The sequence below is a fragment of the Microbulbifer flavimaris genome (assembly GCF_001641755.2).
Lineage (GTDB): Bacteria > Pseudomonadota > Gammaproteobacteria > Pseudomonadales > Cellvibrionaceae > Microbulbifer > Microbulbifer flavimaris.
The window spans coordinates 537,223-557,284 of the sequence record NZ_LRFG02000002.1 but is presented as its reverse complement, the minus strand read 5'-3'; the positions used below and the strand labels follow the sequence as shown (position 1 = coordinate 557,284).

General features: G+C 62.2%; 18 protein-coding genes. 16 read left to right on the top strand and 2 right to left on the bottom strand.

The features are described 5' to 3' along the window. The first annotated feature begins 225 nt into the window (after positions 1 to 225). The 11 genes from AWR36_RS07240 to parE all read left to right on the top strand — a co-directional run bounded on the left by AWR36_RS07240 (position 226) and on the right by parE (position 10,961). Positions 226 to 894 carry a paraquat-inducible protein A gene (locus tag AWR36_RS07240; protein WP_067083172.1) on the top strand — a complete coding sequence of 223 codons (669 nt, stop codon included), beginning with the start codon at positions 226 to 228 and terminating at the stop codon, positions 892 to 894. Beyond that, complete coding sequence (locus tag AWR36_RS07235; protein ID WP_231745276.1) at positions 891 to 1,583, top strand: paraquat-inducible protein A; 693 nt, start codon at positions 891 to 893, stop codon at positions 1,581 to 1,583. The genes AWR36_RS07240 and AWR36_RS07235 overlap by 4 nt, the downstream gene beginning before the upstream one ends. Beyond that, positions 1,576 to 3,915: a PqiB family protein gene (locus AWR36_RS07230; protein ID WP_067083170.1), complete on the top strand. Its 2,340-nt coding sequence runs from the start codon at positions 1,576 to 1,578 to the stop codon at positions 3,913 to 3,915. The genes AWR36_RS07235 and AWR36_RS07230 overlap by 8 nt, the downstream gene beginning before the upstream one ends. A 67-nt stretch (positions 3,916 to 3,982) precedes the next feature. Then, positions 3,983 to 4,546 (top strand): DUF4136 domain-containing protein, encoded by a 564-nt coding sequence (locus AWR36_RS07225; RefSeq protein WP_067083168.1) that lies wholly within the window; start codon positions 3,983 to 3,985, stop codon positions 4,544 to 4,546. Positions 4,547 to 4,642: 96 nt separating this feature from the next. Beyond that, positions 4,643 to 5,227, top strand: coding sequence for a DUF4136 domain-containing protein (locus AWR36_RS07220; RefSeq protein ID WP_067083166.1), 585 nt, complete (start codon positions 4,643 to 4,645; stop codon positions 5,225 to 5,227). Between the two features lie 45 nt (positions 5,228 to 5,272). After that, positions 5,273 to 5,962 carry an NUDIX domain-containing protein gene (locus tag AWR36_RS07215; RefSeq protein WP_067083164.1) on the top strand — a complete coding sequence of 230 codons (690 nt, stop codon included), beginning with the start codon at positions 5,273 to 5,275 and terminating at the stop codon, positions 5,960 to 5,962. Positions 5,963 to 6,027: 65 nt separating this feature from the next. Next, a complete protein-coding gene (locus AWR36_RS07210; RefSeq protein ID WP_067083162.1) occupies positions 6,028 to 6,588 on the top strand; it encodes a DUF1249 domain-containing protein in 561 nt (186 codons plus the stop codon). Positions 6,589 to 6,684: 96 nt separating this feature from the next. Continuing rightward, positions 6,685 to 7,488 carry a 3',5'-cyclic-AMP phosphodiesterase gene (gene cpdA / locus AWR36_RS07205; protein WP_067104550.1) on the top strand — a complete coding sequence of 268 codons (804 nt, stop codon included), beginning with the start codon at positions 6,685 to 6,687 and terminating at the stop codon, positions 7,486 to 7,488. Between the two features lie 166 nt (positions 7,489 to 7,654). Further along, a complete protein-coding gene (locus tag AWR36_RS07200; protein ID WP_141398490.1) occupies positions 7,655 to 8,371 on the top strand; it encodes a hypothetical protein in 717 nt (238 codons plus the stop codon). 67 nt (positions 8,372 to 8,438) lie between these two features. Continuing rightward, the gene (locus tag AWR36_RS07195; RefSeq protein WP_067104549.1) at positions 8,439 to 9,062 is read left to right on the top strand and encodes a YqiA/YcfP family alpha/beta fold hydrolase; all 624 of its coding nucleotides are present in this window, start codon (positions 8,439 to 8,441) and stop codon (positions 9,060 to 9,062) included. 12 nt (positions 9,063 to 9,074) lie between these two features. Beyond that, complete coding sequence (gene parE, locus AWR36_RS07190) at positions 9,075 to 10,961, top strand: DNA topoisomerase IV subunit B (RefSeq protein ID WP_067083158.1); 1,887 nt, start codon at positions 9,075 to 9,077, stop codon at positions 10,959 to 10,961. 154 nt (positions 10,962 to 11,115) lie between these two features. Here the strand turns inward: parE and AWR36_RS07185 are convergent, their stop codons facing one another. Next, entirely contained in the window at positions 11,116 to 11,706 is a 591-nt protein-coding gene (locus AWR36_RS07185; RefSeq protein ID WP_067083157.1) for a GNAT family N-acetyltransferase, read from the bottom strand. 468 nt (positions 11,707 to 12,174) lie between these two features. Here AWR36_RS07185 and AWR36_RS07180 point away from each other — a divergent pair, with 468 nt between their 5' ends. Next, the gene (locus tag AWR36_RS07180; protein WP_067083155.1) at positions 12,175 to 13,536 is read left to right on the top strand and encodes a DEAD/DEAH box helicase; all 1,362 of its coding nucleotides are present in this window, start codon (positions 12,175 to 12,177) and stop codon (positions 13,534 to 13,536) included. A 103-nt stretch (positions 13,537 to 13,639) separates the two neighbouring features. Here the strand turns inward: AWR36_RS07180 and AWR36_RS07175 are convergent, their stop codons facing one another. After that, entirely contained in the window at positions 13,640 to 14,938 is a 1,299-nt protein-coding gene (locus AWR36_RS07175) for an amidohydrolase (RefSeq protein ID WP_067083153.1), read from the bottom strand. Positions 14,939 to 14,999: 61 nt separating this feature from the next. Here AWR36_RS07175 and AWR36_RS07170 point away from each other — a divergent pair, with 61 nt between their 5' ends. From AWR36_RS07170 to AWR36_RS07155, 4 genes are all read left to right on the top strand, one after another. After that, positions 15,000 to 15,314, top strand: coding sequence for a tetratricopeptide repeat protein (locus AWR36_RS07170; protein WP_197409245.1), 315 nt, complete (start codon positions 15,000 to 15,002; stop codon positions 15,312 to 15,314). 281 nt (positions 15,315 to 15,595) lie between these two features. Then, positions 15,596 to 16,723 (top strand): ABC transporter ATP-binding protein, encoded by a 1,128-nt coding sequence (locus tag AWR36_RS07165; protein ID WP_269767041.1) that lies wholly within the window; start codon positions 15,596 to 15,598, stop codon positions 16,721 to 16,723. Continuing rightward, complete coding sequence (locus AWR36_RS07160; protein WP_067083150.1) at positions 16,723 to 18,984, top strand: extracellular solute-binding protein; 2,262 nt, start codon at positions 16,723 to 16,725, stop codon at positions 18,982 to 18,984. The genes AWR36_RS07165 and AWR36_RS07160 overlap by 1 nt, the downstream gene beginning before the upstream one ends. Beyond that, on the top strand, positions 18,981 to 19,934 hold the full coding sequence (locus tag AWR36_RS07155) for a sugar ABC transporter permease (RefSeq protein ID WP_082679458.1): 954 nt from the start codon (positions 18,981 to 18,983) through the stop codon (positions 19,932 to 19,934). Before AWR36_RS07160 ends, AWR36_RS07155 begins: the two co-directional genes overlap by 4 nt. The last annotated feature ends 128 nt before the right edge of the window (positions 19,935 to 20,062 follow it).

Sequence of the window (20,062 nt, the reverse complement as noted above, 5' to 3'; positions counted from 1 at the left end):
GCGGGCCTTCAAGTCGCGAGAGTGTACCCCCCACCTGTGGGGGCGTCGAGGCGACGGAGCCCCCTTTTTGGTATATCTTCGTTGAACCGACATGAATGTGCGGTTACTCACTGCGGGGGCGGCCGGGAGACACAGGCGACGCCAGTTGGCGGCTTGTGGTCCCTCTATAGACGCCGCCGCCCTGCGTTTGGATGCACGAACGATTCGAATGGGTGTTTCTCACCGATGCAGCAGGGTGCTACCGATTCCGCCAGTGGCTGGCAGCGAGCCTGCCACGAGTGCGACCTGTTGCTCGGCAACTGCACCGCCCCGCCCGGTGGCAAGCTGGTCTGCCCCCGCTGCGCCGCGTTGATCAATCGCAACCCTGCCCGCAGCATTCACTACACAGCGGCGCTCAGTATCAGTGGCTTGCTGCTTTTCATTCCCGCCGCCACCCTGCCGCTGCTGAACTTCTCCATCATTATCGTCGGCTCGGAAAACACGCTGTTTAATGGTGTTTTCTCCCTGTTTAAAGCCGGCTACATCTGGCTGGCTTCTCTCGTATTGTTCTGCAGTGTGGTGGCGCCATTTACCCGTTTCTTGCTGCTGGCGTTTATCAGTCTCGGCTGCCTCTGGGGAGCGCTGGATCGACCGGTATCCCGGGCGGTGCGCTGGTATCAGCACATCAGGGAGTGGGCCATGCTGGATGTTTATATGCTCGGTGTGCTGGTGGCTCTGATCAAGATGCAGAGCCTGGGTAAGATGGTGGTGGAGAGCGGGCTCTACTGCTTTGTTGGCCTGATGGTGCTCTCCAACTTGACGCTACTGTCCTTCGACCAGCAATCGGTGTGGCGGCGCATGGCGCGACGCCGGGCCGCGGCTGCGGCCAGTCAGGCCGGAGAGGTGACCTCGTGAGCCGTGCGGAAGCCGCACTGGAAAATGGCCTCTGCACCTGCCTGTGTTGCCACCAGTTGATGCGATTGCCACCCGGGGAGACTCGCGGCCGTTGCACTCGCTGTGGAGCCACCGTGCATGATCGTATTGAGCGCAGCCTGATGTTGACCTGGGCGCTGGTGCTCACCGGTACCTTCCTGCTGGTGCCCGCCAATATCCTGCCGGTGATGACGGTCATTTACCTGGGCTCTGGGGAGCCGAGCACGATTATTGGCGGCACCCTGGAGCTCTATGCCAATGGCCTGTGGGGCATCGCCCTGATCGTGTTTATCGCCAGTGTTGCGGTGCCGGTGATGAAACTGGTGGGGCTGGTGATCCTGCTGCTGCAGGTTCAGTGGCGCGGGCCGCGCAACCCGATGCAGAGCATGCGTGTCTACCGGGTGGTGGCGGCCATCGGTCGCTGGTCCCTGCTGGACCTGTTCATGATTTCCATTCTGGTGGCGCTGGTGAATATGGGCGCTATTGCCGAGGTGCGTGCCGGTCCCGGCAGCACTGCCTTTGCCACTGTGGTGGTCGTGACCATGATGGCGGTGCGCACCTTCGATCCGCGCCTGCTTTGGGATGCCCGATATCGCCGCAATTCAGAACCGGTTGAGGATTGGCGTGCGGGGGGAGACCGAGAGCCTGCCGAAGAGGTGGGCGATGGCTGAGTCGCAGATTCCCGAGGCGCAATTGAAGCGCAGCCGCGGCCTGCCGCTGGTGTGGTTGCTGCCACTGATTGCGGCCATCATCGCCGTCTGGCTTCTGTACAAGGACGTTACCCAGGGGGATATCCGCGCAGAGATCCTCTTCCCGTCTGGCGATGGCCTGGTGCAGGGCAAGACGGTGGTGAAATATTCGGGTGTCGATATCGGTGTCGTGCGGGAGTTTCGCCTGGTGCCGGGAGCCGAAGAGCTGGATGGTGCCGACGGGGTGCTTGCCGAGGTGGAGTTCAACCGGAGTGCCGAATTCCTGCTGGTCAGGGGCAGTCGCTTCTGGCTGGTGAGGCCGGAGTTTTCGGTCACCGGGATCCGTGGTCTCGAGACCCTGGTGTCGGGTAACTATATCGCCGTGGAACCCGGTACAGGTGCCCCGCAGCGGGAGTTCGTCGCCCTCGCGCAGCCACCGGCGCAGGTGTCGGGGGAGGGGTTGCGTGTTCTGGTGCGGGCCCCGCGACTGGGCTCCCTCAACCGGGGTTCGCCGGTCTACTATCGACAACTGGAGGTGGGTGAGGTCGAGAGTTACCGGCTCTCGGATAACGATACCGAAGTGGAGATCGAGCTGTTCATCCGCAAGAAGTATGCCCACCTGGTGCATCGTGGCAGCCGCTTCTGGAACAGCTCGGGTGTCTCGATCGAGGGCGGCATCAGTGGGGTGAAGGTGGATGTGGAGTCCATCGCATCCCTGCTCGCCGGCGGGGTCAGCTTCTATACGCCCGAAAAGCAGCGCCAGTCACCGCTGGCCAAGAACGGCCAGGAATTTTCACTCTACGACAGTTTCGCCGACGCCGACGCGGGGATTCCCATTACCCTCAATTTCGATCGAGGCGTCAATGTCACACCGGGCAGTACCCCGGTGGTCTATCAGGGCATCAAGGTTGGCGAGGTCAGCGATACCAAGGCAAGGCCAACCCTGAGCGGCATGGCGGTCGAGGTATTGATGGACCCCATCACCGACGACCTGCTCACTGACAACACCCGTTTCTGGATGGCCTCGCCCACCATCGATATCTCCTCCGGGCTCAGCCAGTTGCTGGAGGGCAATCGCATCGAGGTAGACCTGCGGCGTGGGGAGCGATCGGTGCGGGAGTTCTCCGCCTATGCCGACGCGCCACAGCGGGATCCCCGTGTACCCGGTCTGCATTTGAAGCTCAATGCCCGCGACCCCGGCTCTCTGCAGCGGGGCGCTTCCGTCTACTTTCGCCGCATCGAGGTTGGGCGCGTGCAGGGCCTGGAGCTCAACCGGGATGGTTCCGGCGTCACGGTATTTGTGGTCATCCAGCCTCGCTATGCGCACCTGGTGCACAGCCGCACGCGCTTCTGGAATGTGAGCGGCCTGCGCGCCAGTGCCAGCCTGTCCGGGCTCGAGGTGGAGGCGGACTCCCTGCTGTCACTGGTGCGCGGGGGGATCGCGTTTGGCAGCAGCCGTCGCGCGCGCGAGAACTCTGCGCCGGCCAAGAGCGGCGAAACCTTCCCACTGTACCCGAGTCGCGAAGACGCCTTCGAGGAAGGGCTCGATATCACCATCGAGCTGCCCTCGGCCGAGGGGATCAAGGAGGGGGCGGCCATTCGCTATCGCGGCATTCAGGTGGGCGAAGTACGGCGCCTGCGGCTGGGTCGGGACCTGACGACAGTGCGGGCGCGGGCCACGCTGTTTCACCGCGCCGAACAGTTTGCGCGGGAGGGCGCTCGCCTCTGGGTGGTGGGGCCGGAAATCGGGCTGGAAAATGTCGCCAACGTGGACACTCTGATCACCGGCCGCTACCTGGCCATCGAGCCGGGACTGGGGGCGCCGCAGACCGAGTTTTCCGCCGAGTTGCAGCCACCCCGGCAGGATCTGGCGGAGACCCTGATGCGCCCGGGGCTGACGGTCATTCTCAATGCGCCGCGACGGGGCTCCCTGCGCACCGGGAGCCCGGTTTACTACCGTCAGGTGCAGGTGGGCGAGGTCACCGGCTACGCGCTGGGGGAGCTGGCGGACCGGGTGTACATCTACGTCTATATCGAACCGCGTTATCGCCCACTGGTGCGCGAGCACACGGTATTCTGGAACGCCAGTGGCATCGATATGAACTTCGGACTGAGAACCGGAATCACAGTCCATACCGAGTCGGCGCGGGCATTGCTGGATGGCGGTATCGCGTTTGCGACACCGGAGCGGCCGGCCATGGGGCGGGAGGTGGAATCCGGCAGTCATTACCCACTGTATCCCGAACCGGAACCCGAGTGGCTTGGTTGGCGTCCTAAAATAGAACTATATGCCAGCGAAGCGCCGACAAAATGACACTGCAACCTAACCCATGAGCAGTGTCACTGGATGCTTGAGACAAGGAACACACAGGGAGAGCGTTATGCAATTTGGAACCCTCGGTCGATTGGCCGTTCTGGCGCTTGGCGCGCTGGCGCTACTGGCTTGCGAAACCATGGATGTAGAGCGGGTGCAGCCTGCAGAGGCGCCTGTGGCTTTTTCCACCTACGCCTGGGGCCAGTCCTCGCTGAGTGAAACCCCGGGGGCTGCGGCGCAGCTGGTGGAACTGGACGAGGAGTTGCGCGCCACCGTTGCCGCGCTGATGCAGTCGCGGGGCTACCGTCTGGTGGAGGACCCCACTGCGGCGGACATGGTGATGGACTACCAGGTCGCCATTGTCGATGAGGAGTTCGCGAGCGATTCCGAGAACTCCAGCTGGGATGCCCAGTTTGACTCCAATGCCCAGCGCGGCGTGGTGGAACTGCCCAGTCAGGTGGGTGCACCGCGGGTGACGCTGACTTTGGGGTTGGGTCGCCTCGGTGGGCGGGTGATCTGGGGCGGTAACGCCACCAAGTTGCTGGCCCGTCCAGAGAACCGCGACGAGCGGCGCCGGGTCCTGAACACTGCGGTGCAGGAACTGCTGCGAGATGTGCCCCCCGCTTACTGAGCCTTTTGCCTGCCGGTGCGGAAAACCGGACAATGCCCCAAACCCGGACAGGGATGCCGGAGCTCCTTAAGCTGAAGTGTGCGTAGGAGATCCCCGATGCTTTTTCGAAACCCTGTCATTGCTGAGCCGGCGGCCGGTACCAGCTGGTCGCCGCGGACCGCCCTGGCCCTGCTGGCAGCAGCCTGCCTGTGGCTGGCCGGCTGCGCTTCGGCGCCGCCAGTGGCGGTCGACTACGACCCCCAGGCCAATTTTTCCCGCCTGCAGACCTATTACCTACTGGATCCCCTGGCCAGCGGCCCGGTTGCGCCGCTGGAGCTGAAGCGCGCCCGCCAGGCGGTTGAGGGACAGCTGCAGCTGCGCTATCGCCCAGCCGCCAGCGCCGATGCGGCTGATTTCCTGGTTCGTGTGCAATTGCAGGGGACCGAGCGCGTCGCGGTCTACGAAGATCGTTTTGGCGTCTACGGAGGCCATGGCCCCTTGGGTTTCGGCTGGCAGGTGCCACTCAATGTGCGCCAGTATCGGCAGGTTCACCTCGTGATTGATGCGCTGAGTCCGGAACAGGTGCCGCTCTGGCGGGGTAGCATCCCCTCCCGCGCTATGGGCGCACGCAGCCCGGAGGAGCAACAGCAGCGCCTGTACAACGAGGCTGCCCTGATACTGAACCGCTTCCCGCCATACTGACATGCAGAATCCAATAATCGAAACGCCAGCAACGGACGTAATGCCATGAATCGGGATGTAGAGGAAAAAAGTCGACAGGAACCCGCTGATCTCAGCCCGCCTTTTTCCCGAGCAGCGGTAGAGGTGCTGGAGCGGGAATCGGTCTTCAAAGGTTTCTTTACCATGCTGCGGCTGAAACTCCGGCACCGTCTCTTCCGGGGTGGCTGGAGCGACGAGATGCAGCGTGAACTATTCGTGCGAGACCCGGCAGTGGGGGTGCTGCTTTACGATCCCGAACGGGACATGGTGGCGCTGACCGAGCAGTTCCGCATCGGGGCGCTGGAGCGCGCCGGCGGCCCCTGGTGCCTGGAGGTGGTGGCGGGTATGGTGGAAGAGGGCGAAACGCTCGAGGAGGTTGCCCGCCGGGAGGTCCTGGAGGAAGCCGGAATCGCGGTGGAGGAACTGCGCTATATCCGCAGCTACCTGCCCAGCCCCGGGGGCAGCAGCGAGCGCATGCACCTGTTCTGCGCCCTGGTGGACCTGAGCGAAGCGGGCGGCCACTTTGGCGTGTCCCATGAACACGAGGATATACGCCTGCGGGTCCTGCCCTGTGAGCAGGTGCTCGCGGCCATGGAGGGAGGGGAGCCGGAGGGATCACCCATCGATAACGCCGCCAGTATCATCAGCCTGCAGTGGCTGGAGCGTCACCGAGCACGATTGCGTGCGGGCGCACACAACGAGGTGCCCGGGCGCTGAAACACGGTGCCGCGCACATAAACTGAGATCTGAATCACGGCGGCAAGCCAACCGGAGTGTCAATAATGACCCCACGGAAACAACTGGCGACCATTGAGCGCAAAGTCGACAAATTGGTACGCAAAAGTCGCGCAAACTCCGCCTACACGGTGGATCTGCCGGCGTACCACGCCGACTGTGATGCCAACTACCTGCGCCTTTGCAAGCTGCTGCCGGAGCTGCCCACCAGGGGGCACTGGCGCTACCAGATGCCCCACGGCGCTCTGGAACTGGCCGTGCTCGAGCGCTCCCGCTACACCACGGAGGTAAGCCTGAGCGCCACGGTGGATTCGGGTGGGGAGCACTGGATGGCACCGCCGAGACTGACGGTGCGGCTCTACCACGATGCCCGTATGGCAGAGGTAGTAGCTGTGGATGGGCGCGGCCCGTTGCCGGAACCGGTGGCGATGGCTGCCCGCCAGGGGCATCGAGGTCACGGAAAGCAAGGCCAGCAGGGGCCGGGCGCGAGAATGGAGGGCGCGGACGAGCGACAGCAGGCCAACCGCTTTTTGGGAGAATGGCTCGGCCACTGCCTGGCCAATGGTCGCACTGAATTTGAATTGGTATTGGATGGCCGGCGGCTTTAAGGGACTGCTGTCGGTGCGGAGGGCGGAGCCAGTTGCGCTTTTCCCTCCTGCCGCCCCGGGCGGCACTCAGAGGGAACTGAAAAGCGAGTAAAACAAGTGAGTGAAGAGTCTAAAGGGCGCGTACATCGACTGGTCCAATTTACTGACCCCCATATCGGCGGTCGGCCGGATTACCAGTTGTTGGGGCTGGATACCGGGCGCACCCTGGATGAGGTCCTGCGTCGCATAGAGCGGGATCAGGTGCAGGCAGAGCTGCTGGTGGCCACCGGCGATATCACCGCCAACGGCTCCGAGGCCGCCTACCGCCGCTTCCTCAGGAGAATGGAATCGGTGAAAAAGCCCTGGCACTGGTTGCCGGGCAATCATGACGCGGTCAGGCGCATGGAACAGCTGGCACCGGGGCGCTTCGCCGAGGAGCTTGCCCTGGGGCGCTGGCGCTTGTTGCTGCTCGATACCAGCGTCGAGAACCAGATTTGCGGCGGCCTTGCGCAGAGCCAGCTGGATCGGCTGGCGACATTGTTGCAGCGCGAACCGGAGCGGCCGGTGCTGATTTTGATGCACCACCAGCCGGTACCAGTGGGTAGCGACTGGATCGACGGCCACATGCTGCGCCAGGGCCACGAGCGCTTCCTGCAAGTGGTCAGTGCAGCGCCCCAGGTCCGCGCTATCGTGTGGGGCCATGTGCACCAGCAGTTCGACAGCCACATCGGCCACATCGGTCTCCATGCCACCCCCTCCACGTCAGTACAGTTCACCCCCGGCAGTGGTCCTTTCGCCGTTGATGAAGAGATGCCCGGTTATCGCTGGCTGGATCTATTCGATGATGGCTCCTATGAAACCGGGGTCGAGCGAGTCGTTGTGTCCGAGTACAGCGTGGACCTGACTTCTGGCGGTTATTGATACCCTTCGGTCAAGCGCCGGAGCCCCCCGGTTTCCCCCTTTTTGTGATCCCCCCGATACAGTGGCGACGGCCCCTGGACGCGCGCGTCGAACCTCCCTCGCCTGTGGATTGGCGCATTAAGCCCTACAATGATTTAAATGCCGTTTTGATGGGAGCGCTGATACCGTGCTGGATAAGATCAGGGTGGGTTCCGGAATCCTCGCTGCGGCGACAGTGGCGCTGCTATCGGGTTGTGCCACCGAACCCACGTCGCGATCGGCGACTGCCTCCGCCCCCTCTGCCCATCTCACCATGATCGGGGATGCCGGTCCCCGCGGGCGCTCTGACGGGCTCCAGCCTCGCTCGAGCAGCCTGGATCAGGTGAGCGCGGTGTTCGCCCTCGATTTGAGTGGAGCCAGGGTCTATGTGGCCCCCCTGGAGATCGACTATCGCCGGCAGAGACCCTCGTCGATGCAGCCTCTGGGACTGCGCAACCGCGAGCTGAGCAGCGGCGATCGCGCGCGACTGCAGGAGGTGATGGAGCAGGCCTTTGCCGAACGGTTTCTGGGCCGCCGTGGCGGACGGTTGACCCCCGACAGCCGCACGGCGGACTACACGCTGCGCTTGCGTTTGGACAACTTCTATCTGCCCGCGCCCCTGGAGCAGACCACCCGTCTGCGACAGGTATTCAGCGAGAGCGTCGCCTACGGCACTCTGGCAGGGACGCTTTACGATCGTCAGGGCAATGCGGTGCTGCAATTCCGCGACCGCCGGGAGTTCGGTGGCACCCTGGCCGGTGCCGGCGGCGAACGCCTGCAGCGCTTCAGTCCGCCGGCCTTCTGGGCCGATATGCGCATGGATATCCGGCGCATTTTTGACAGCCTCGATCAAAGCCTGCGCTGACGCCGGAGCAAAGGGGATCTGAGCCCCGGGCTTTGTTATCCCTGTGGGCGGGATATAATCCCCGGCCATGTCAGAATCACAACTCAAGCAGCGGCCGCTACTGGTCTACCTGCACGGCTTTCTTTCCTCTCCCCAGTCTTTCAAGTGCCAGCAGATGCGCGCCTGGCTGGCGGATGCCCAGCCACAGGTCACCTTCTGCGCCCCACACCTGTCACCGCACCCGGGCATTGCCATGGAAGCGCTGACGACATTGCTGGAACGGTTTCGCCAGCAGCAAGCGGGACTACCCATTGGGCTGGTGGGTAGCTCCATGGGGGGCTTTTTGGCCACGGTGCTCGGTGAGCGCTATCGTCTGCCGGCAGTGATCGTGAACCCGGCGGTGCATCCGGCGCGCTTTATGCCCGCCTATCTCGGACAGACACTGCATCCATACAGCGGTGAGGATCGAGAGTATCGCCTTACCCGGGCGGACGTTGATACCATGCGCCAATTGGAGCAGCAGATTTCCGGGCCGCTGAAGGGGCGCTACTGGCTGCTCGCCCAGCGCGGTGACGAGACCCTGGACAGTCGCGAGGCTGAAGCCTTTTACCGGGATCAGCACCAGACCATCGAAGAGGGGGGCGATCACAGCTTCCAGGGCTTTGAGCGCTACCACCAAGCCATCATCGATTTTTTATTCAACCAGCAGTAAACAAATAACAATATGGCCAATTACTCTGCCGAAGATATTGAAGTCCTCACGGGACTGGACCCGGTACGCAAGCGCCCGGGCATGTATACCGATACCACCCGCCCCAACCACCTGGCCCAGGAGGTCATCGATAACAGTGTGGATGAGGCGCTCGCCGGTCATGCGAAGAAGGTGGAGGTGGTGCTGCACAAGGACCACTCCCTCTCGGTCAGTGACGACGGTCGCGGTATGCCGGTGGATATCCATCCCGAACAGGGGCGCCCGGGGGTGGAGGTAATCCTCTCCACGCTGCATGCCGGCGGCAAGTTCTCCAACAAGAACTACCAGTTCTCCGGCGGTTTGCACGGCGTTGGGGTTTCTGTTGTGAACGCCCTGTCCAGGATGCTGGAAATCACCATCCAGCGGGATGGCCAGGTCTATCGCATGGGATTCCAGAACGGCAACAAGGCCTCGGATCTGGAAGTGATCGGCACCTGCGGCAAGCGCACCACCGGCACCAGCCTGCGTTTTATGCCCGATCCGCAATATTTTGACTCGCCCAAGTTCTCCGTGCGCCACCTGCGCCACCTGCTGCGCGCCAAGGCGGTCCTCTGCCCGGGCCTGACGGTTGTTTTCATCAACGAGCAGGACGGCGAGTCCGACGAGTGGTACTACGAAGACGGCCTGAAAGATTATCTTGCCGCTGCCAACCAGGGCTGGGAAGTCCTGCCAGGCGAACCCTTTGTGGGCAGTTTCTCTGCCTCCACCGAGGCCGCCGACTGGGCGGTACAGTGGCTGTCCGAGGGCGGCGAGGTCACGGCGGAGTCGTACGTCAACCTGATCCCCACCGCCCAGGGCGGCACACACGTGAACGGTCTGCGCACCGGCCTGCTGGAGGCCATGCGCGAGTACTGTGAAATCCGAAACCTGATGCCCCGCGGCGTCAAGCTGGGCCCCGAGGACATCTGGGCGCAGTGCTCCTATGTGCTCTCCGCCAAGCTTGCAGATCCGCAGTTTTCAGGCCAGACCAAAGAGCGACTTTCCTCCCGCGAGGCGACGGCATTCGTTTCCGGTGTGGCCAAGGACGCTTTCAGCCTGTGGCTCAACCAGCACACGGAAGAGGGCGACCGGCTCGCCGAGCTCTGCATCAGTAACGCCCAGAAGCGCCTGCGCTCCGCCAAGAAAGTCGCGCGGAAAAAGGTCACGCAGGGACCTGCGCTGCCGGGCAAGCTGGCTGACTGTGCCAGCGGCGACGCCAGCCGCTCGGAGCTGTTCCTGGTGGAGGGTGATTCCGCCGGCGGTTCCGCCAAGCAGGCCCGTGACCGCGACTTCCAGGCCATCATGCCCCTGCGGGGCAAGATCCTGAATACCTGGGAGGTGGACTCCGGTGAGATCTTTTCCAACCAGGAGGTGCACGATATCGCCGTTGCTCTGGGGGTCGACCCGGGCAGCGATGATCTCGAGGGCTTGCGCTACAACAAGATCTGCATCCTCGCCGATGCCGACTCCGACGGCCTGCATATCGCCACGCTGCTGTGCGCGCTGTTCCTGCGCCATTTCCGTGCCCTGGTCACCAATGGCCATGTGTATGTGGCCATGCCGCCGCTGTTCCGTATCGATATTGGCAAGGATGTTTACTACGCGCTCGATGAAGCGGAAAAGCAGGGCATCCTCGACCGCATCAGCGCGGAAAAGAAAAAGGGCAAAGTGCAGGTCACCCGCTTCAAGGGCCTCGGTGAAATGAACCCGCTGCAGCTGCGGGAAACCACCATGGATCCGGACACCCGTCGCCTGGTGCAGCTGTATGTGGATGCCGGCGATGACAGTAACCAGATCATGGATATGCTGCTGGCGAAAAAGCGCGCGGGGGACCGCAAGCAGTGGCTGGAGAGCAAGGGCAATCTCGCTGAGGTTGGCTAGAGCCGCAGTCTTTCGCTTATAGAAAGGCCCCGGAATTGGGGCCCTTATTAACTCCTTTCTTTCACTGCGGTCTGTATCTTCCTCACCTGGGTTTACCAGCGCGTCACCGCGACGTGGATGGGCGCTGGCTGTTGTCTTCATTTACATACTTGCCTTAGCGCTGATAAGCCGCACTGGATGCCGCCTGGCGAGTTACCAGGTAATCCGGGTGCAGATACTTACTGTAAGTCAGCAGCGTGTAATCCCTGGGATCAGCTTTACATTGAAATCCGAGGGACTTCGCCAAGTGCTCTACTGCATGGTTCTCTGCCGAGTCGATGGAATAGATCTGGTCGAGACCATGATGCTTGGCGATATCTGTCAGGCGCTGCATCAGGATTGAGCCGAGCCCGTGATGTTGCCAGTCGTCTGCTACCACGACAGCACACTCGCAGGAGTGCCCGCCGGGGTCACAGGCGTAGTGGGCTACCCCCACCGCCTTGGGATTGGAATCGACATCGGTGACGGCGATCAGGGCCTCATGCGTATCGTGATCATTTTCGGTCAGTAGCGATAACAGCTGTTTGCTGACCTTGTGGCTGCCACCGATAAAGCGATCGCGGCGGGATTCGGGCGAAAGACTTTCGAACAACTGTTTTTCCAGCTGGCCGTCGGTCTGGCAAACCGCACGAATCTGTACGCTGCGGCCGTCATCTAAAGTGACCGTCTCCGGCTCATAGTTTTCGCAATAATAATGGGTAGACATAATATCTACCTCCCTGCCAATTCTTGGCAATTTTTCTTGGTTCAGTTGTTAAAAATCAACTTTCTTACTGTCCCGACCGCTTTGCGGTCTCGACTGAAAACTAAGCTGCTGAGGCTGCACTGCCAAGGCCGTTAGGTACTAACCAGTCCCTCGCTATGTGGTCCCGCTTCTAAGCGGTGACCGTCAAAGAAAAAATAAAACTTTGCAGTCGGGGCGGCTGTGCTATAGTGCCCGCGCTGACCACAGGTCAGCTGCGTCATCTGTAGACCGCCGTGACCCGGCGGTACCCTCCCTGGAACACTCCACGAAGTCTCCCCGGACCCCTACTGAATGCCGCACCGATTCGGTCTCGGTATGGCCGCTATTTGACGGCAGAGCGGGCAAGAGCGCCCGGCTTCTCTGATTCATTCTTTCTCCGCTGCTTGGCGGGGCACTTTGGCTGCGAGCAAATGTGGCCTGAGGAAATTTATGTTGTTTGAAGATTTGGGACTGGCTCCGGAGCTGTCCCGTGCGGTGGCCGAGCAGGGCTACGAGAAACCCACACCCATTCAGGGTCAGGCTATCCCGGCAGTGATGCGCGGAGGCGACATTATGGCCGCCGCCCAGACCGGCACAGGCAAGACCGCCGGTTTTACCCTGCCGCTGCTGCACCGGCTATCCCAGGGCACCGCGGCGCGCAATAACCAGGTGCGCGCGCTGGTGCTGACGCCGACTCGTGAGCTGGCGGCACAGGTCTTTGACAATGTGCAGCTTTATAGCAAGTACCTGCCGCTGCGCCACTCGGTGGTGTTTGGGGGAGTAAAGATCAATCCGCAGATGCAGCGCCTCCGCGGCGGTGCCGATATCCTGGTCGCCACTCCAGGTCGCCTGCTGGACCTGTACAACCAGCGTGCGATTCGGTTCGACAAACTGGAAGCGCTGGTCCTCGATGAAGCCGACCGCATGCTGGACATGGGCTTTATCCACGATATCAAGCGCATCCTGAAGGTGTTGCCGGCCAGACGTCAGAACCTGCTGTTCTCTGCAACTTTCTCTCCGGAGATCCGCCAGCTGGCCAAAGGGCTGGTCAATGATCCGGTAGAAATCGATGTGAGCCCCCGCAACAGCACTACCGAATCTGTGCGGCAGAAGCTGCATCCGGTGGACAAGGCCCGCAAGCAGAAATTGCTGAGCCACCTGATCCGCGAAAATAACTGGCATCAGGCGCTGGTATTCAGTCGTACCAAGCATGGCGCCAACCGGCTGGTGAAGCAGCTGGAAGCGGATAATATCCGTGCCGCAGCCATTCACGGCAACAAGAGCCAGAATGCTCGTACCAAAGCACTGGCAGAGTTCAAGAGCGGCAAGGTGCAGATTCTGGTGGCAACCGATATCGCTGCCCGTGGTATCGATATCGATCAGTTGCCGCAGGTGGTGAATTTCGATCTGCCGAATGTGCCGGAGGATTATGTACACCGTATCGGCCGTACCGGCCGCGCCGGTGCCCGCGGGCAGGCGGTCTCACTGGTGAGTGCCGATGAGATCAAACAACTGCGCGACATCGAACGCCTGATCAAGAAGCCGATTGCCCGCGAGGAAATCGACGGCTTTGAGCCGGATCATGTGGTCCCTGAGTCTGGCAAGGTCGGTTCCCGTGGTGGGCAGGCCGGGCGGGGTGCGAGAGGTAATGGTGGAAACGGAGCCGGCAAGAGTTCCAACCAGTCTCGTAACGGCAGCAGTCGCGCAGACCGCAGTCGCAGTGACAGGAATCGCGGTGGCCACTCAGGCAACGGTGGCCAGGATACGCCGCGACGCCGGCGTCGGCGCCCGTCGCAGAAGAGCACGGCCTGACGTTTGATTATCGACAGGGCGACAGGCTCGTGAAATAAAAAAGCCACCGCGGGGGACTGCGGTGGCTTTTTCTTTGTTCGAGGTTCGTTAGTGAGGCCAGTCTTTACTGGCTGTTGTTAGCCATGTAAGTCAGAGCCAGCAAGGTCAGAGCCTCGGTGCCGGTTTTCAGCGCTTTTTCGTCGACATAAAAACGCGGTGAGTGATTGCTGGCAGCCTTGGAAGGGTCGGTGCCCTTGGGTGTTACGCCAAGGAAATAATAAAAACCCGGGACTTCGTTGGCGAAGAAGGAGAAATCTTCCGCACCGGTGATCTTCGGTATTTCCATCACTCTCCGCTCCCCCGCCACCTCACGCAGCGCCGGCACCGCCATCTCGGTGAGAGTCGGATCATTCACTGTTACCGGATAGCCCTCGAAGATGGTTACATCGGCCTTGGCGCCGGCACTCTGGGCGATGTTTTCAGCAGTGATCTTCAGGCGCTCGAAGATCTGCTGGCGGTTATCCATGTCGAAATTGCGGATGGTGCCCACCAGTTCCACATTGTCCGGGATAATGTTGTTGCGCACGCCGCCGTCGATCTTGCCAAAGGACACCACCGCCGGCTCTTTGGTGATATCGATCTGGCGGCTGACAATCGTCTGCACGCCCATCACGATCTGTGCTGCCGTGGTGATGGGGTCGACGCCGCCCCAGGGGCGGGAACCGTGGGTCTGGCGGCCCTCAACCATGATGCGGAATCTGTCTGAACTCGCCATCAGCGGTCCGGAGCGGTAACCGATCACGTTGACCGGCAGGCTGGAGGTCACGTGCTGGCCGAAAGCCACATCGGGTTTGTATTTTTTGAACAGGCCCTCTTTCAGCATCAACTCTGCACCGCCTTCCTCGCCCTCGGGGGCACCCTCTTCGGCGGGCTGGAACACGAACAGCACATTGCCGCGCAGCTCGTCGCGCATGCCGGCGAGAATCTCCGCAGCACCCATCAGCATCGCCACATGGGTGTCGTGACCGCAGGCGTGCATCACGCCCACTTCTTCACCGTTGTATTCGGTGGTCACTTTGGAGGCGAAGGGCACGTCCACCTCTTCGGTCACGGGCAGTGCATCCATATCGGCACGCAGGGCGACGGTGGGGCCGGGCTTGCCGCCTTTCAGCAGGCCGACGACACCGGTATGGGCGATGCCGGTCTCCACTTCCATGCCCAGCGACTCCAGATGCCTGGTCACATACTTGGCCGTCTCAAACTCGCGATTGCCCAGTTCCGGATTCTGGTGGATATGGCGGCGCCACTCGATGACCTTGTCTTCGGTCTGCGCCAGCATGCGCTCCAGGTTTGTGTTTTCCTGTGCGGCAGCGGTGCCGCTCAGGGCGAGCCCCAGTGCCAGCGGCATAAACAGTCTTCTCATGGAGATCCCCGGTTGTGCGTTATTCTTGGCAAATTCTAGCGCGGAACCAGAGCGAGGCCCCATGACCAATCCGATCATCGAGCGACTGCGAAAACAACTGGCAGAGGGTAAGGATGCGCCGCTGCTGCGGTTCGGGCTGGGCAGTGCGCTGTTTAATGAGCGGGAATACCGCGAGGCGGCTGAACATCTGGCGGTGTGCGTTGAACAGATGCCGGATCACTCGGCAGCCTGGAAACTGCTGGGGCGCAGCCATGCGGCGCTCGGTAACACAGCCAGGGCGCGGGAAGCTTTTGAGCGGGGGCTGCAAGTCGCCCGGGAGAAGGGGGATGCTCAGGTGGAGCGCGAGATCGGCGTATTTCTGAAGAAGCTCTCTTGACCGGCACGGTCTGCCCCACAGGAACAGGCCTGGGCCTGCCGGACCGCGTAGACTATGACCGGTCGGACGAGGCGCATTTTGCTTTTTACGGGTTGATCAATTATTGTTCGATTCCGCCCAGCTACGCCCCGGGAGGGGGTGATGCCGCCAGCAGGGGGGCTGACCGAGAATGAATACCGGCCCGGACTGCCCAGAGCACCGGACAACAACAAGTCTTTAAAGCTAAAAGCCCATGACCGTTTCCAGCCGACAGATGCCGCTTGCCGACGGACCGCGGGCCCGTGACAGGTATTGCCGTGGCCAGTATTGACTTCAAGGGCGTAGTGAAGCGCTACGCCGATAGTGCGCCGACGCTGCCCGGTCTCGATCTGCATATCCGGGACGGGGAGTTTATGGTGCTTGTCGGCCCCTCCGGTTGCGGCAAGTCCACCACCCTGCGCATGATCGCCGGGCTCGAGTCGGTGACCGCCGGCGAACTTTTGATTGGCGACCGCAAGGTCAATGACGTCCCGCCGAAAGACCGCGATGTGGCGATGGTCTTCCAGAATTACGCCCTCTACCCGCATATGACCGTGTTCGAGAACATGGCATTTGGCCTGCGAGTGCGCAAGCAACCGGAAAGCCAGATCCGCACCAGCGTAGAGGCCGCGGCGGAAACCCTGGGCCTTGCCGACCTGCTGGAACGCAAGCCGGGCCAGCTTTCCGGCGGCCAGTGTCAGCGCGTGGCCCTGGGCCGCGCCATGGTGCGGGATCCGCAGGTATTCCTTTTCGATGAGCCTCTGTCCAACCTGGACGCGGAGCTGAGGGTACAGATGCGCGCCAGTATTGGCCGTCTGCATCGGGAATTCGGCACCACTTCCGTCTATGTGACCCATGACCAGATAGAGGCCATGACCCTCGGCTCCCGCATCGCCATTTTGAATGGCGGTGAGCTGATGCAGGTGGGCACGCCGATGGAGCTCTACGGCGATCCGGACAATGTCTTCGTGGCCGGCTTCATGGGCTCGCCGCCCATGAACATCCTGCCGGTGCGCAATCTGGGGCACGCCCTCGAAAACCGCCTGATGCACGTTCCCCGCGAGGGGCTCGACCGCTTCGGGGCAGAGTTGCTGGTGGGCGTGCGCCCGGAAGCCCTCTGTCCCGCCGCCGAGGCGCCGGCGCACTGGCCGCGGCTCTCTGCGCCGGTGGAGATGGTGGAAACCCTGGGAGCGGAAATGCTCGTGCACCTGGGGCAGGATGACGAGCGCCTGGTCGCGCGGCTGCCGGGTCTGCGAGCGCTCACCCCGGGTGAGAGCCTGACGCTGGCTTTTGATCCCGCTGCGCTCTACCTGTTCGATGCCCGGAGTCGCCAGCGCCTGCGCGAAGTGCGTGCCGCGGTTGTCCCTCAGCCGGAGCTCATTACCCCGTGATGGTGCGTCTGCTGGCCCCGCTGCTGGGGCTGCTGCTGGGACTCGGTGCGCTGCAGGTCGGCGCACAGGATTCCCGTGAGCTGCTGCTCTGGCACGGCTATCGTGGTGCCGAGAGGCAGGCACTGGACGCGCTGCTGGAGGAATTTAACCGCGCGCATCCCGAGACGCCGGTGCGCGCCCTCGCCGTGCCCTTTGGCAGTTTTCCCGACAAGCTCTCTGCCGCCCTCCCCCGCGGTCAGGGGCCGGATCTCTTCATATATGCCCATGATCGCATCGGCGGCTGGTCGGAGACCGGGCATATGATCGCGCCGATGGAGGCATTGCTGCCGGAAGGGGTGCTGGAGCGTTTCCCGCCGAGCCTGCTGGATGCCATGAGCTACAAAGGGCGTCTTTACGGTCTGCCGCTCAATTTCAAAAGCACTGCGCTCATCTACAACCGCGCGCTGGTGTCCGCTCCGCCGGCCACGGTGGCGGAAATGATTGACCGCGCACAGCAGCTGACGAGTCGCGAGCGTGGCCGTTTCGGGCTCGCCTACAGCTATACGGAGCCTTTCTTCCACGGTGCGCTGATGAACGCTCTGGGCAGGGGGCCATTCGATAACAGCGGCGAGCTGGCCCTCGACAGCGAGGCCAACATTCGCTCCCTCGAGTTGCTGGAGAGCTGGGCTCGCCATGATCGGGTATTGCCGGAGGAGCCCAACAGCACCCTGGTGACCAACCTCTTCAACCAGGGCCGAGCGGCCATGGTGATCAGCGGCCCGTGGCTGCTGGGAGAAATTGATCCGTCCATTGATTTTGGTGTGGCGCCCTTGCCCAGGCTGGTGGGTGAGCGCCCACTCTCGCCCTGGATTGCGGTAGAGGGGCTGTTTCTCTCTCCCTGGAGCAAACAGCAGCAGGCGGCAGTGAGCCTGATGGCTTTCCTGACTTCCACGGCGTCGGCGGAGCGGCTGGCCCTCGAGGGCGGCCATCTGCCGGCCAACCTGGCGGCGTTTGATAATCCTCAGCTCGCCAGCGATCCGGTCACTATGGCCTTCCGTCGCCAGCTGGATACGGCAGTGCCGATCCCCAATCACCCGGCGATGACTCTGCTGTGGAAGCCGTTGGAAACGGTGCTGAAAAAAGTGGTGAAAGGGGCGGCACAACCCGCAGATGAATTGCAGCGCCTGCAGGAACAGCTGTCGAAGGACCTGGCTGCGCTGGAGAATACCCAGCGCCGGGTCGCGCAGTCCGAAGAGTTGCCGTTGTGGCTGTCGCTCGCCCTGCTGCTGGCGGTTTTGGTTGCGGTCATGGCGCTGTGGCGCCAGCGCGAGACCATTGCCGGTAGCTGGCGCCAGCATCGCACCGCTTACCTCTATATCCTGCCCGCAGCGCTGGGCATGCTGCTGCTGGTCTTCTTTCCCCTCCTGTACGGTTTCCTGCTGTCGTTTACCGATACCACCTTGCTGAACGAGAGCGCACCGCTGGCTTCCCGCTGGCTCGGTATTGATAACTATCTGTCGATCCTCGGCGACTGGAATCTCTTCTATGGGGAGAGTGGCCAGCGCAGCATCAACTACGACAACTTCTACTGGACCCTTTTCATGACCGTCTGCTGGACCGCCAGCAATGTGGTCATCTCGGTGGGGCTCGCGTTGTTGCTGGCACTGGCGCTGAACAAGCCAATATTCGGTCGCACCTGGTTCCGCCTGATCCTGATCCTGCCGTGGGCGATCCCCAATTACATCACCGCCCTTGTCTGGAAGGGGATGTTCCACCCGCAGTTCGGGGTGATCAACCAGGGGCTGCAGGTTTTCGGCTTCGCCCCGGTGGCCTGGTTCGATTCCGTGGGTACCAGCTTCTTCACCGGGCTGGTGACCAATGTCTGGCTCAGCATCCCGTTCATGATGGTGGTCATCCTCGGCGGGCTGCAGGCCATTCCCCGCGAATTGTACGAGGCCGCGCGAGTGGAGGGCGCCAGTCGCTGGTACCAGTTCCGCGCTATCACCCTGCCACTGCTGAGGCCCGTGCTGGTGCCGGCAGTGATCTTGTCGGTGGTGTGGACCTTCAATATGTTCAACGTTATCTACCTCGTCAGTGACGGTGCGCCGGCGGGCGCCAACGATATTCTCATTACCAAGGCCTTCCGCATCGGCTTCGAGAAATACCAGTACGCTTACGCCGCGGCTTATTCCATCGTGGTGCTGGCGCTGCTGTTTATGTACGCCGTTTGGCAGACGCGGGTCAGTGGGGCTTTTGAAACTGGCCGGGGGGCGGCCCGATGAGCAATTCCCAAGTGCAGGGCAGGCCCGTGGCGGCCGAGCTGGATTTGCCGTACCGCGAGCGCGCGCAGGGGGTGTTGCGGGGCGCACTGCGGGATGTGCTGAGCTGGCGCTTTGCCCTGCTGGTCTTTGCCTCCCTGGTGGTGATCTATCCGCTGCTGTGGGTGGTGAGTCTCGCTTTTTCTGGCCAGCAGTCCCTGCAGCTGGCGCAGGACACCCGGGATATGGGCTTCTGGGCCCAGATGGCGGCGCTGGTGCCGCTGCCGGAGCAGTGGTCACTGCAGAACTTCCGCGCGGTGCTTACTGAGCAGCCTTTTATACGCTGGCTGCTGAACAGCCTGGTGGTGGCCGGTGGCACCACGGTGATCGGGCTGGTGCTCTCCTGCACCGCCGCCTACGCCTTTTCCCGCTTCAGGTTCCCGGGCCGCAACCGCGGCCTGATGTTGTTCCTGGTATCGCAGATGTTCCCGGCGGTGCTGATGTTGATCCCCCTGTACGTCATCGTGGTGCAGTGGCTGGGGCTCGGTAATTCCTGGCTAGGCTTGATCCTGGTCTACGCCATTACCGCACTGCCGTTCTGCGTGTGGATGCTGAAAGGCTACTTCGACACCTTGCCCTACGAGATTGAGGAGTCGGCACTGCTGGAAGGCGCGTCGCGGATGACCATTTTCTATCGCATTATCCTGCCGCTGGCGCGGCCAGCGATTGCGGTGACCGGGCTTTTCTCTTTCATGACCGCCTGGAATGAATTCATTCTGGCCTCCATCTTCATGGACGATGAATCGCTCTATACCGTGCCGGTGGGGTTGCGGTTTTTCGTCAGCGATTATTCGTCCGAGTGGGGCTATTTTGCCGCCGGCTCGATCATGGTTTCCGTGCCGGTGATCCTCCTGTTTCTGGCCCTGCAGCGCTTCCTTGTTTCCGGTCTGTCCTCCGGTGCGGTCAAGGGGTAGCAAATTTTGGCGCCTACGCCCCCTGGGGGTGGTGGATTTTTCACCAGAAGCCGCGTAAATTGCGCGGCCTTTGCCGGATCGGGCAGCAGCGCCCGTGTGTCCGGGCAAAGTCAGTGACAGGCAGTGTG